The organism is Chryseobacterium sp. AC405b (assembly GCF_979258685.1).
On record NZ_OZ409877.1, the window covers coordinates 2782031 to 2796010 of the forward strand.

11 protein-coding genes, 1 tRNA gene and 1 pseudogene are annotated in these 13980 nt (G+C 35.1%); 12 read left to right on the plus strand and 1 reads right to left on the minus strand.

All coding sequences use genetic code 11. The features are described from left to right. Position 1: 1 nt before the first annotated feature. The 5 genes from ACZZZA_RS13305 to ACZZZA_RS13325 all read left to right on the plus strand — a co-directional run bounded on the left by ACZZZA_RS13305 (position 2) and on the right by ACZZZA_RS13325 (position 6428). On the plus strand, positions 2 to 1186 hold the full coding sequence (locus tag ACZZZA_RS13305; protein WP_463432500.1) for an efflux RND transporter periplasmic adaptor subunit: 1185 nt from the start codon (positions 2 to 4) through the stop codon (positions 1184 to 1186). Then, positions 1186 to 4332: an efflux RND transporter permease subunit gene (locus tag ACZZZA_RS13310; RefSeq protein WP_463432501.1), complete on the plus strand. Its 3147-nt coding sequence runs from the start codon at positions 1186 to 1188 to the stop codon at positions 4330 to 4332. Before ACZZZA_RS13305 ends, ACZZZA_RS13310 begins: the two co-directional genes overlap by 1 nt. A gap of 11 nt (positions 4333 to 4343) precedes the next feature. Continuing rightward, on the plus strand, positions 4344 to 5756 hold the full coding sequence (locus ACZZZA_RS13315) for an efflux transporter outer membrane subunit (RefSeq protein ID WP_463432502.1): 1413 nt from the start codon (positions 4344 to 4346) through the stop codon (positions 5754 to 5756). A gap of 192 nt (positions 5757 to 5948) precedes the next feature. Next, a tRNA-Ala gene (locus tag ACZZZA_RS13320) sits at positions 5949 to 6022 on the plus strand. A gap of 34 nt (positions 6023 to 6056) precedes the next feature. Further along, positions 6057 to 6428 carry a hypothetical protein gene (locus ACZZZA_RS13325; RefSeq protein WP_463432503.1) on the plus strand — a complete coding sequence of 124 codons (372 nt, stop codon included), beginning with the start codon at positions 6057 to 6059 and terminating at the stop codon, positions 6426 to 6428. Positions 6429 to 6487: 59 nt separating this feature from the next. Here the strand turns inward: ACZZZA_RS13325 and ACZZZA_RS13330 are convergent, their stop codons facing one another. Beyond that, positions 6488 to 7135 carry a hypothetical protein gene (locus ACZZZA_RS13330; RefSeq protein ID WP_463432504.1) on the minus strand — a complete coding sequence of 216 codons (648 nt, stop codon included), beginning with the start codon at positions 7133 to 7135 and terminating at the stop codon, positions 6488 to 6490. A 151-nt stretch (positions 7136 to 7286) separates the two neighbouring features. Here ACZZZA_RS13330 and ACZZZA_RS13335 point away from each other — a divergent pair, with 151 nt between their 5' ends. The 7 genes and pseudogenes from ACZZZA_RS13335 (at position 7287) to hisC (ending at position 13979) form a co-directional block, all read left to right on the plus strand. Continuing rightward, a complete protein-coding gene (locus tag ACZZZA_RS13335) occupies positions 7287 to 7856 on the plus strand; it encodes a C40 family peptidase (RefSeq protein WP_463432506.1) in 570 nt (189 codons plus the stop codon). A 117-nt stretch (positions 7857 to 7973) separates the two neighbouring features. Further along, positions 7974 to 8787, plus strand: a pseudogene (locus tag ACZZZA_RS13340) (2,3,4,5-tetrahydropyridine-2,6-dicarboxylate N-succinyltransferase). A gap of 9 nt (positions 8788 to 8796) precedes the next feature. Next, entirely contained in the window at positions 8797 to 9465 is a 669-nt protein-coding gene (locus ACZZZA_RS13345) for a glycosyltransferase family 32 protein (protein WP_463432508.1), read from the plus strand. Then, entirely contained in the window at positions 9462 to 10559 is a 1098-nt protein-coding gene (locus tag ACZZZA_RS13350) for a glycosyltransferase family 4 protein (protein WP_463432510.1), read from the plus strand. Before ACZZZA_RS13345 ends, ACZZZA_RS13350 begins: the two co-directional genes overlap by 4 nt. A gap of 255 nt (positions 10560 to 10814) precedes the next feature. Continuing rightward, on the plus strand, positions 10815 to 11672 hold the full coding sequence (hisG, locus tag ACZZZA_RS13355; protein WP_463432511.1) for an ATP phosphoribosyltransferase: 858 nt from the start codon (positions 10815 to 10817) through the stop codon (positions 11670 to 11672). A 1-nt stretch (position 11673) separates the two neighbouring features. Next, entirely contained in the window at positions 11674 to 12957 is a 1284-nt protein-coding gene (gene hisD, locus ACZZZA_RS13360) for a histidinol dehydrogenase (RefSeq protein WP_463432513.1), read from the plus strand. Further along, the gene (gene hisC, locus ACZZZA_RS13365) at positions 12954 to 13979 is read left to right on the plus strand and encodes a histidinol-phosphate transaminase (RefSeq protein WP_463432515.1); all 1026 of its coding nucleotides are present in this window, start codon (positions 12954 to 12956) and stop codon (positions 13977 to 13979) included. Before hisD ends, hisC begins: the two co-directional genes overlap by 4 nt. Position 13980 lies beyond the last annotated feature (1 nt).

The following is a 13980-nucleotide window of genomic DNA, read 5'->3' on the forward strand; positions in this document are numbered from 1 at the left end:
AATGACAAACAAGCTTATACTACTTTCTGTAGCTGCATTTTCTTTGACAGCCTGCAAAAAAGAAGCTCCCGTACAGGATGGTCCAAAAACATATCCCGTAATTTCGGTAGAAAATAAAAATATAGTAGGGTACGATACCTTCCCTGCGAGCATTGAAGGTAGAGTAAACAATGATGTGAGAGCAAAAATATCAGGTTATATCACACAGGTTTTAGTAGACGAAGGACAATACGTAACAAAAGGTCAGCCTTTATTTCGTCTGGAAACCAATACTTTAAATGAAACTGCAGCGGCAGCTAAAGCAGGAGTTGGTGCGGCACAATCAAATATTGCGGCAGCTCAGGCAGCAGTAAATGCAGCTCAGGTTGAAGTCAACAAGCTGAAACCTTTGGTTGCAAAAAATATCATCAGTAACATTCAGCTTCAGACAGCCCAGGCGAATCTTTCACAGGCTCAGGCTCAGGTGCAGCAGGCGATCGCAGCAAGACAACAGGCAAATGCCAATTACAAAGGAGCAGCTGCAAACGTTGATTATTCGATTATTCGTGCACCGATTTCTGGTGTAATCGGTAAATTACCTTTAAAAGTAGGAAGTTTAGTCGGTCCAACAGATCAGACGGCTTTAACTACAATTTCAGATACTTCAGAAGTTTTCGCCTATTTTTCAATGAATGAAAAGGAATATTTTGATTTTCTTGAAAAATCTGTCGGATCAACTCTTCCAGAAAAAATCAAAAATCTTCCGATGGTAGAGTTGCAATTGGCCAATGGAAGCTTATATCCTGAAAAAGGAAGAATAGAAACCATTACAGGTTCGATAGATGCTACAACAGGAACTATTCAGTTCAGAGTGGCTTTCAAAAATGCACAGAAACTGTTAAGCAACGGAAACAGCGGAACTATAAGATTTCCTAAGGCTTATGATAATGTTTTAGTCGTTCCTGAAAGCGCAACTTACGAACAACAAGGTATTGTTTATGTTTATAAGGTTGAAAAAGACACTGCCAGAAATACAGTTGTGGAAGTAATCGAAAGAATAGACAATTTAGCTTTGATAAAATCTGGCATCAAAAAAGGTGAAGTAATTATTGCCGCCGGAACCGGAAATATAAAACCAGGTACAGCCGTAAAGCCTAAAAAAATCAGCATGGATAGTTTAGTACAATCAGTAAAACCGAAATTCTAATGATAAAGAACTTTATTAACAGACCGGTTTTATCGACCGTAATCTCCATAATGATCCTTATTCTTGGGGTTTTGGGGCTTACAGCACTTCCGGTTACGCAATATCCGGACATTGCACCTGCAACGGTGAGTGTAAGAGCGAATTACTCTGGAGCCAACGCTGAAACCGTAATGAAGAGTGTCGTTATTCCTCTGGAAGAACAGATCAACGGGGTAGAAGGTATGGATTATATTACCTCCTCCGCTGGTAATGATGGTTCGGCTCAGATTCAGGTTTTCTTTAAACAGGGCGTTGATGCAGATATTGCAGCGGTAAACGTTCAGAATAGAGTTTCAAGAGCAAGTCCGTTGCTTCCGAGTGAAGTTACCCGTGCAGGAGTTGTAACGCAAAAACAGCAGACCAGTGCGTTGATGTATTTATCTTTTTATTCTGAAAACAAAAATATTGATGACGTTTATCTTCAGAACTTTTTGAATATCAATGTTATCCCAAATCTTCAGCGAATTAATGGAGTAGGTGAAGCTAATGTTTTTGGAGGTAAAAACTATTCCATGAGAGTTTGGCTGGATCCTGCTAAACTTGCAGCTTATGGAATTACTCCAACTGAAGTTACAGCCGCCATTAATGATCAGAGTAGAGAAGCTGCTGCTGGTTCTTTAGGACAGAACAGCGGAAGTTCGTTTGAATATATTATTAAATATGTCGGGAAATTCAGTGAGAAAGAGCAGTATGATGATATCATTATTAAATCTCTTCCTGACGGACAGAATTTAATGCTGAAAGATGTCGCAAAAGTTGAGTTAGGAGGTCTTTCTTATTCAGGAGTTGGTGAAAACGGAGATAATCCGTCAATCAGTATGGGGGTTTTTCAAACTCCGGGATCGAATGCTCAGGAGATTATTGAAAACATAAAGACACAGCTTAAAGAAAATGAAAGCTCATATCCTGAAGGTGTAAAATATACATTTAACTTTGATACCAACGAATTTTTGGATGCATCCATCGAAAAAGTAATTCATACTTTGATTGAAGCGTTTATACTGGTTTTTATTGTAGTGTATATTTTCTTACAGGATTTCAGATCAACCTTGATTCCTGCAATTGCGGTTCCTGTTTCTATTGTGGGTACTTTCTTTTTCCTCAATTTATTTGGATATTCATTAAACCTTTTAACACTTTTTGCATTGGTACTGGCAATTGGTATTGTGGTAGATGATGCAATCGTCGTCGTTGAAGCTGTACATGCCAAGATGGAAAACGGAATTTCAGATGCTAAAAAAGCAACTGTTGAAGCAATGGATGAGATCACGGGCGCAATTATCTCTATTACTTTGGTAATGGCAGCGGTATTTATTCCCGTAACTTTTATTACAGGTCCGACAGGAGTATTTTATCAGCAGTTTGGGATTACATTAATTATTGCGATCATCATTTCTGCGGTGAATGCATTAACGTTGAGTCCGGTTTTATGTTCATTATTCCTAAAACCACATGAAGATCATCACCAAGATTATAAGAACAAAAATTTCATTCAGAAATTCTTTTATAAATTCAATATCGGCTTCAAAACAGCAACAGACAGATATGGTAGAGGGTTTAATTTCTTGATTAAACATAAATGGGTGACTTTAGTAATTCTGATTGTCACGGGAGGAATCATCTATTGGGCAAACGGAAGTATGAAGAAAGGTTTTGTACCTACAGAAGATAGAGGTATCATCTTTACCGATGTACAGCTTCCGCCGGGAGCGTCAATGGAAAGAACGTACAATGTTCTTAAAACTTTGCAGAAAGACGCATTGAAAATCCCTGGAATTCAGAATGTGACCATTTCTACAGGCAGAGGATTATTGTCTGGTAATGGAAGTAATAACGGACTTGCTTTTGTTAAATTAAAACCTTTTGACGATAGAAAAGGGGACGGCTTATCGTCAGAAGAAATTACCAAAAGATTATTTGGTCTTGCAGGAAAAGTTCCGGATGCCAAAGTTGTATTCTTCCAGCCGCCAAGTGTACCGGGATTTGGTAACAGTGCAGGTTTTGAGATGGTACTTTTGGATAAATCGGGAGGAGATTTTGCTCAGCTTGATGCAAAAACCAATGAATTTATTGGGAACCTCATGCAGCGACCGGAAATTGAATTTGCTCAGACTTCATTCAATACAAAATATCCGCAATATATGATGGAAATCAATGTTCCGTTGGCAAAACAAAAAGGTGTCTCTGTGAACGACATTTTGGCAACGATGCAGGGATATATCGGTGGAATTTATGGTGCTGATTTTACAAAGTACGGAAAACAGTTCAGAGTAATGATTCAGTCACTCCCGGAAGACAGAGCGAGTGCAGAAAATCTAAATCAATACTACGTTAAAACAAGTTCTGGAGAAATGTCACCCATTTCACAGTTTGTGACCTTAACGAAAACATATGGTCCTCAATCTGTAGGTCGTTACAACTTATTTACTTCAGTGAAAATTACCGGAGCCAACAAAGCAGGTTTCAGTTCGGGTGATGCCATCACTGCTGTACAGCAAGTCGCAAAAGAAACACTGGATCAGAATTATGATGTTGAATTTACAGGTCTTACCAGAGAAGAATTAAGTTCAGGATCTCAGACTTTAATGATTTTCGCTTTGAGTTTGGTATTCGTTTATTTCATTCTTTCTGCCCAGTACGAAAGTTACATTCTGCCTTTAGTGGTAGTTATTTCACTTCCTTTGGGGGTGATGGGAGCTTATTTCGGACAGAAAATAATGGGACTGGAGAATAATATCTACTTCCAGATTGCATTAATTATGTTGGTAGGTTTATTAGCTAAAAATGCGATTTTAATTATCGAATTTGCTGTCCAGAGAAGACATCACGGCGAAACCATTGTAGAATCTGCCATTAACGCAGCCAAGGCCAGATTACGACCGATTTTGATGACTTCACTAGCCTTTATTTTCGGTTTATTACCTTTAGTGTTAGCCAGCGGAATTGGTGCAGTAGGTAACAGATCAATTGCGACAGGTGCTTCGATCGGATTATTGATAGGTACCATCTTAGGAGTATTTGTAATTCCTGTTTTGTATGTGGTTTTCCAGACTTTACAAGAGAAAATAAAACCGATCAAACCAAAAGACATCAATTTAGCTGAATAAGAAATTAAATAATGAAAAAATTATCAATAATAAAAGGAACGGCTTTTTCAGTACTTACCGCAGTTGTGATCTCATCGTGCCACGTAAGAAAAGAGTACGAAAGACCCACAACAGTTGTAGATGAAAAATTGTTCCGAACCGATATGCTTCCTCAAGATAGCATCAGCACGGCAAATGTTTCCTGGAAAGAAATATTTACCGATCCTATTCTTCAGAAACATATTTCTAAAGCTTTAGAAAATAATTTAGACATAAGAATTGCATTGCAGAACATTAATTCGGCAGAAGCCTATTTAAGACAGAGTAAAGCTGCCTATCAACCGACTTTAACGGTGGGTTCGGGTTACACTTTTCAGACTCAGTCATTAAATACGCAATTCGGACAGATCATTGGAGAAAGGAGATATGTCAATCAGTTTGATATTACCGGGAGTATAGTCTGGGAAGCCGATTTGTGGGGTAAATTAAAATCTCAGGAAAAAGCTCAGCTGGCAAATTACCTGGGAAATGTAGCTGCTCATCAGGCGGTAAAAAGTGATTTGGTATCTTCTATTGCTTCAAGTTATTATCAGTTATTAACTTTAGATGATCAAAAAAAGATCATTCAGGAAACGATAAAAATCCGTGAAAATAATCTTGAAACCACAAAGGCTTTAAAGGTTGCCGGAATTCTGACAGAAGTTGCAGTACAACAAAGTGAGGCGTTGGTTTACAATGCACAGTCTTTACTCATTGATATCGATACACAGATTCAGCAGTTAGAAAATACAATGAGTCTTCTAATGGGTGAGCCATCTCAAGCAATTGAGAGATCAACTTTAGACAGTCAAAAACTTCCTGAAAACTTTGCTTTAGGGTATCCTGCAAACTTACTGGCCAACCGACCGGACGTAATGCAGGCCGAATTTAATCTGATGAATGCTTTTGAACTGACAAATTCAGCGAAAGCACAATTCTATCCAACTCTAAGGCTTACTGGCAGCAGCGGAGTACAATCTGTCGATATCGACCACCTTTTCAGTGTTAATTCCCTATTTGCGAGTATCGTTGGAGGATTGGCTCAACCTATCTTAAACAGGAGACAGATCAAAACCAATTATGAGGTAAGTTTGGCGAATAAAGAAACGGCTTATTTAAACTTTAGAAAAACGGTTCTTACTGCAGGAAAAGAAGTTTCCGACGCAATCAGAGTATTTTCTGTTCAGGATTCTTTTATTGATTTAAAAACAAAAGAATTGAACGCCTACAAAAACTCGGTAGAATACTCTCAGGAATTGGTGAATTACGGTATGGCAAACTATCTTGAGGTGTTGAATGCCAATGTAAATTCATTGAATGCCGAACTGAATATTTCTAATGCACAATACAGTAAAATGAAAGCGGCAGTAGATTTATACAGAGCTTTAGGTGGGGGTTGGAAATAATTCAACTATCATAAATTATTAAGCGTATGCCATAACAGGATACGCTTTTTGTGTTTTTCTGAGCAATTTTCACCAATGGATGATAATTCTTCATATAATAATTATTCTTTAAATAAAATTTAACAAAATATTTGCAATTATCGTTTAATTACTTACTTTTGTACCGCTTCGTATGAAAAGTACAAAGATTAAGGGGAATTAGCTCATCTGGCTAGAGCGTTAGACTGGCAGTCTAAAGGTGGTGGGTTCGATCCCCATATTCTCCACAAAACAAAACTTTATCAAACCATATAAAAAGCTATGAAGAAACTTTTTTTACTTTTAGTGACAACTTTTTTATTAATTGGATGTACTGCTGATGACGAAACAATTTACGATTACATCGGAACTTGGTCAGGAACTTACAGCGGAAATGATAAAGGATCATGGAATTTTGTAGTAGCAAGCGATGGTAAGGTAACAGGAACAATGCATTCTGACGATAATAATGAAAATTATAATATCTCAGGGCGTTTAGATGCTTCTGGACAGCTTACTGCAGACTTGGGCTTGCCTGCTGACGGTCAATTTTTAGGAACCTTAGCTCGTGATAAAAAAGGAAGCGGAAACTGGACCAACGCAGTACCGACTCCACCAAGAAGTGGTGTTTGGATCGGAGAAAAAAATAAATAATATTTTAAATTATAAAATCTAAAAACCTGTAAGCTTTTGTTTACAGGTTTTTTTGTTTTCTAGACAAATCCCATTTGGATAATTTTACGGTCTTTCTTTAAAACTACAAAATGAATTTGCACTTCCTCAATAAATTGTTTTTGAAATACATATTCGTTTAGTGTTTTTTCTACGGATATAGTTTCACTTAAATGATTTGACTGATATTCCTCAAAATCAATATATAAAGTCTCTAATGTTATCTCATCAACATTGATGCTTTTATCCAAAACCAAACTGTAATCCCACAAACCAGTAAAAATAGACAAAGCATTTTCAAGATTTTGAATAGTTCCAAATTGAAAATTCTTCAGCATCTGTTTTCCTGGTTCAGAAATTATCCCATTTTTTACAGTTCTTTTTCCTTTTTCTGAAACCAGGTCCAAATCTTTAATTTCAGTCATCAGCTTGGCAAACTTCTGATAGAGTAGGGCATCGTCACATTCTCTAATGTAAATCTCGAGACATTGCCTGATAATTTTTCCGATTTTTGAGCAATGACCAAATTCTGAACTGTTTTGACGAACTTTTTCATAAGACGGACTTTTCTTAAAAGCATTTTTATTAAATCCGCTCTTTTTACGAACGACATTTTTGCCATTCAGATTATAAAAAACTAAATCTCCTACAGTTCCGTTAAGTTTTATGAAGCTTTCGTATGTTGCCATTCCCAAAAATAATTTTCAAATATACTAATAATTTTATAGACTTATAATTTTAACATATAATTATAGTATAGTTGTAGTATAGTTATTATATAATTAAAATTTATTATTTATATTTGTACTATTAATTACAGGGTTAATAAAATCTACAGGAATGAGTCCCAAATCAGTAAAATACAGATCGGTTTTAAAGCAAACTGCAATTTTGATAATTTTGACTTTTGTTATATCATGTGGAAGTTCAAAAAATGTAACAAATTCAAAGAATTCATCGGCGAAAGCAGTTTCAAAATCAGAAAATCTGAGGAAATTAGACTCTAAGTTTGACGGTAAAATTTCCGGCTCAATGAAAAGTATTTTAAAAGATGCTGAAAATTATCTGGGATCACCTTATAAATTCGGAGGAAATACGTCTTCCGGTTTTGACTGTTCAGGATTAACAACAAAAGTATTTGATGAAAATGGTTTAAAACTGCCAAGACGATCAGCTGATCAAGCCAATGCAGGTAATAATATTGATATAAAAGATGCTAAGCCGGGTGATCTTTTATTTTTTGCAACAGCTGGTGGAAGCAAAGTTTCTCATGTAGGAATTGTTCATACCATTGAAAACGATGGTGAAGTAAAATTCATTCACGCTTCCACATCAAAAGGTGTTATCATTTCATCACTCAACGAAAAATACTGGAACAAAGCTTACCTTCATGCCCAAAGAGTTTTGTAATAAAAATTCATCCTATTTTAAAATAAATTTGCTTTCAGAATCGCAACTTTCAAAGGCTTTTGCTCAACTTTTTGTATATTTGAAAACATATTTATTAAACTGATTTAAACTAAAAACATGTCGTTACAACAAACTATTGAAAATATCTGGGATCATAGAGAATTATTACAAAACGAAGACAGCAAAGCAACTATCAGAGAAGTTATTTCTCTTTTAGATTCAGGCAAGCTTCGTGTTGCTGAACCTACAGAAAACGGATGGCAGGTAAATGAATGGGTAAAAAAAGCAGTAGTAATGTACTTCCCGATTCAGAAAATGGAAACTATTGAAGTAGGTCACTTTTGAGTTTCATGATAAAATGCCGTTGAAGAGAAATTATGCTGAAAAAGGGGTAAGAGTTGTTCCTCATGCTGTTGCTAGAGAAGGTTCTTTCATCGCATCTGGCGTTATTTTGATGCCTTCTTATGTAAACATTGGTGCTTATGTAGATTCAGGAACGATGGTTGACACTTGGGCAACTGTTGGAAGTTGTGCACAGATTGGTAAAAACGTTCACTTAAGCGGTGGTGTAGGAATTGGTGGTGTTTTAGAACCCCTTCAGGCAGCCCCGGTTATCATTGAAGACGATTGTTTTATTGGTTCAAGATGTATCGTTGTAGAAGGCGTTCACGTTGAAAAAGAAGCAGTTTTGGGAGCAAATGTCGTATTAACGGCTTCAACTAAAATTATTGACGTTACCGGCGAAACTCCTATCGAAATAAAAGGTAGAGTTCCTGCACGTTCTGTTGTAATTCCTGGAAGTTATACAAAACAATATCCGGCAGGAGAATTTCAGGTTCCTTGTGCTTTGATCATTGGTCAGAGAAAAGAATCTACAGATAAAAAGACATCATTGAATGATGCTTTGAGAGAGAATAATGTTGCGGTTTAAATTGTAATAATGGCAATTCCAAAAAATATATTTCAAACATTTAAAACCTCTGATCTTCCTTGGATCACGAGGTTTTATATTGGGAGAATGAAAAAGAAAAACCCCGAGTGGATTTATCATTTTTATGATGATGAAAAAATCCTGGAGTTTTTTGAAAAAGAATACAGTCCAGAATATTTAAGAGCCTATAAAAGCTTGACCATTGGTGCTGCCAAAGCAGATTTTTTCCGATATGCTGTTTTATATAAATACGGGGGAATATATATAGATATAGATTCCTATGTAAAAACTCCGTTTAATAATTTCTTACGACATGATGATACCGCTGTGATAAGCCATGAAGGTAATCCTGGATTATATTGTCAATGGGCGCTTATATCAGATAAAAATCATCCTTTTTTAAAATTAACATTAGAGAAAGTTGTTGATAATATTAACACACACAGGTATCCAAACGATGTGCACAGTACTACGGGACCACGAGTTTTTACAGAAGCCATAAATGAGGTTTTAAAACAGGATCCCAATACACCTTACCGTCTTTTGGGAACAGATTTTAAAGGGCATCTTAAATTTAAGTATAAACTGGGACGAATTTTTCTTTATGGAAAAAAATCTGAACACTGGAAGAAAAAACAGCATTCTCAGGATATCATTAAGCCCAGTGAAGAGTCATGAAGATAGCATTTGATGCAAAGCGTTTCTTTCACAATACTTCGGGTTTAGGAAATTACTCGAGAGATTTGGTGAGAATTTTATCACAATATTTTCCGGAAAACGAATATCTTCTTCTCAATAAAAATAAATCTGATCGAGGAAAAGAAATTCTAGAAAAAAATAATGTTCATTTTATAGAATCTTCAAAAGGAAAATTCTCACGTCAGTTTAAAATGGGGAAAGATGCGCAATCGCAAAATGCCGATATTTTTCACGGATTATCTGGCGAATTACCTCTAAAATGGGACAAAACTCCCATCAAAAAAGTGGTGACCATTCATGATTTGATTTTCATGCGTTATCCACAATATTATTCTTTCTTTGACCGAAAAATTCACTTTTGGAAGTTTAAAAAAGCAGCTGAAACGGCTGATAAAATTATTGCCATTTCAGAACAGACCAAGCAGGATATCATTCATTATTTAAAAGTTCCTGAAACCAAGATTGAAGTTATTTTTCAAGGTTGTCATCATACATTTAAAGATAAACAATCACAGGAATTCATTCAAAAAACCAAAAAAAAATTCAATTTACCAGAAAGATTTATCCTGAATGTAGGAACAATTGAAGAGCGTAAAAACCTTTTAAACATTGTAAAAGCAATTGATAAAACTGAGATTCCTTTAGTTGTAGTTGGAAGAAAAACAAAATATTTCAAGAAAATTCAGGATTTCATCCAAAAAAATAAAATGGAAAAACAAGTTCATTTTTTAGAAGGGGTTTCTATGGATGAATTGGCGGCGATTTACAAGCTTGCCGATATTTTTGTCTACCCAAGTTTTTTTGAAGGCTTTGGAATTCCGGTAATTGAGGCATTATTTTCAAAAACTGTAACGATTACAAGTAACACAAGTTGTCTTTCTGAAGCAGGTGGAGCTGATTCTGTTTACATCGATCCTAAAAATTATTTAGATTTACAGTCAAAAATAAAATTTCTCTGGGAAAGCGAATCAGAAAGAAAACGGCGTTCTGATAAGGGTTTTGAGTTCGTTCAGAAGTTCAATGATGAACCAATTGCTCATAAACTGATGAATTTTTATCAAAAATTATTCTGAATTATTCTGAAATTATTTGGCAGTTTAAAAATTAGCCCTACATTTGTCACACAATATTTCAAAAATGAAACCGAATTTTTTAACACTTCATCATTATCATCATCTCTGCTAAGACGGAATTGATTGATATTTGTGTTAAAATAATATTATAAAAATTAAACCGTCTGAGTATACAGACGGTTTTTTTGTTTCCAGATTTCTCTTCAGAAATTTTACAATGATTCCAGTTAATACTCAGACACAACAAAAAGTGAAATGAGTACAATAAAAATTGCAATTCAAAAAAGCGGAAGACTGTATGAAGAATCTCTGCAGCTTATGAAAGATTGCGGGATTTCTATCAACAACGGAAAAGACCAGCTGAAAATATCGGTAGACAATTTTCCCATGGAAATTATGTTTCTCAGAAATTCAGATATCCCTCAGTATCTGGAAGATGGAGTGGTAGATATTGCCATCGTTGGTGAAAATCTTTTGGCAGAAAAGAAAAAAAACATTTCAGTAATCCACAAACTTGGTTTTTCCAAATGCCGGGTTTCTCTGGCTGTTCCAAAAGATGTCAGTACAGATCAGCTAGAATATTTTCAAGGTAAAAAAATAGCAACTTCTTATCCGAATACTTTAAAAGATTTTTTAGATAAAAATAAAGTCTCTGCAGAAATTCATGTGATTTCGGGTTCAGTAGAAATTGCTCCCAATATCGGATTGGCAGATGGAATTTGTGATATTGTGAGTTCAGGAAGCACGCTGTTTAAAAATGGTTTAAGAGAAACATTAACGATTCTTAAATCAGAAGCTGTTCTTGCCAAAAATCCTAAGCTGAATAATGAAAAGGAAATCATTCTCGAAAAATTTCTATTCAGAATTAAAGCTGTTTTGAAAGCTAAAAACTCCAAATATATTTTGATGAATGTTCCTAATGAAAAGATTAAAGCTGTTGCAAATGTACTTCCGGTTTTAAAAAGCCCGACGGTCATTCCTTTAGCTGAAGAAGGTTGGAGCAGCCTTCATTCCGTGATTGATGAAGAACGTTTTTGGGAAGTCATTGATGAATTGAGAGAAAACGGTGCACAGGATATACTCATAATTCCAATTGATAAAATGGTTATTTAATATGAATACTTACAAAAATCCAGAAAAAACAACTTGGTCTGAACTTACAAAAAGACCGGGTTTCAAAAAGCAGGAAATTTCAGAAATAATCAAAGAAATTTTCGAAGAAGTTGAAAGATTTGGAGATCAGGCTTTAATAAAATATGCAGAAAAGTTTGATTCGGCAAAGATTAATGAACTGTCGGTAAGTTTAAATGAAATAGACAAAGCTGCAGATTGTATTTCGGAAGATTTAAAACTAGCTATTCAGACTGCCAAAGAAAATATCACAAAATTTCACGCTTCTCAGGTAACTGAAATTCAGAAAATAGAAATTACAAAAGGCGTCATCTGCTGGAGAGAAAACCGTGCTATAGAAAAAGTAGGAATTTACATTCCCGGAGGAACTGCTCCTTTATTTTCAACAGTTTTAATGTTGGGAATTCCTGCAAAACTGGCTGGCTGCAAAGAAATAATTTTGTGTACACCACCGGATAAAAATGGAAACATTAATCCTTCGATTTTGTACACAGCAAAGCTTTGCGGAATTTCAAAAATATTTAAAATTGGTGGAGCTCAAGCTGTTGCAGCCATGACTTTGGGAACAGAGTCTGTTCCGAATGTATATAAAATTTTCGGTCCGGGAAATCAGTTTGTGGTTGCGGCAAAAGATTTTGCTCAAAGTTTTGGCGTTGCCATAGATATGCCTGCAGGACCGAGTGAAGTTCTGGTTATCGCTGATAAAAATGCAATTTCGGAATTTTGTGCAGCAGATCTTTTGTCTCAGGCTGAACATGGAAGTGACAGTCAGGTGATTTTTATTGCAACAGATTTGAAAGTTTTAAAGTATACCATTGAGGAAGTCAAAAAGCAAATCAAAGAACTTCCGAGAAATGAATTTGCTCAGGAATCTTTGAATAACAGCCACTTTATTTTGTTGAATTCAATTGATGAAGCGTTAGAATTCAGCAATTTGTATGCTCCGGAACATTTGATTTTAGCTATTAAAAATTTTGAAAACTATATTGATAAAATTCAAAATGCAGGTTCGGTTTTTCTCGGAAATTATTCTTGCGAAAGTGCAGGAGATTACGCTAGTGGAACCAATCATACACTGCCAACAAATGGTTTTGCCAAAAATTACAGTGGAGTGTCTTTAGACAGTTTTGTGAAGAAAATTACATTTCAGAATTTATCGAGAGAAGGATTACAGAATTTAGGAAAAACCATAGAACTCATGGCGGAAGCAGAAGGTCTTTTAGCACACAAGAATGCAGTATCCATTAGATTAAAACAATCAGTATGACCACAGAAGATATACAGAATTTAGTCCGAAAAAATATATTGGAGTTGAAACCTTACGTCAGTTTCAGAGATCAAAATCAGTTTGAAAATCCTTTATTAATGGATGCTAACGAAAGTCCGTTTGGTGAATTTAATCGATATCCGGATTCTACACACAAGAGCTTAAGAGAAAAAGTTGCGAATGTTAAAAAGATTTCAGCCAATCAGATTGCAGTGGGAAACGGCAGTGATGAATTGATTGATTTAATTATAAAAATTTTTTGTGAACCAAAGCGGGATTCTATTTTGGTGATGAATCCATCTTTTGCGATGTATGGATTTTATGCTTCGATTAATGAAAATAGAATTGTACAACTCTCTCTTAATGAAAATTTTGAAATCATGAAGGAAGAGTTTTTAAGCAGTATAAAAGAAAACCAACCTAAGATTTTATTTCTTTGTTCGCCCAATAATCCCACTGGAAATTCTATTGAAGATATTGAATTTTACATCAAAAATTTTAAAGGAATTGTAGTTGTCGATGAAGCCTACATTGAATTTTCACAGCAGAAATCTTGTTTAGAATTGATTAAGAATTATCCAAAGTTAATTGTATTGCAGACTTTTTCCAAAGCTTGGGGATTGGCAGGAGCAAGAGTTGGAATTGCATTTTCTTCAGAAGAAATTACCAATCTTATTTATACAGTAAAATCACCTTATAATGTGAATTTTCTGAGCCAGAATTTGGTTTTGCAAAAGCTGGAACAAATTGAAGATTTTCAAACCCGGTTAAATGAAATTTTAAAAGAAAGAGAATGGCTTAAATATCAGTTTGGAAATGTAGAATGCATCGCAAAAGTTTTTCCGACGGACGCCAATTTTTTTCTTATTGAATTTAAAGATGCTGAAAAAGTTTATAAAAAATTATTAGATCATGAAATTCTGACAAGCAAAAGATTTCCGCAAATTCCAAATTGTATCAGAATAAATGTCGGAAAACGAGATGAAAATGAACTGCTAATATATGCTCTAAAAAATATTTAAA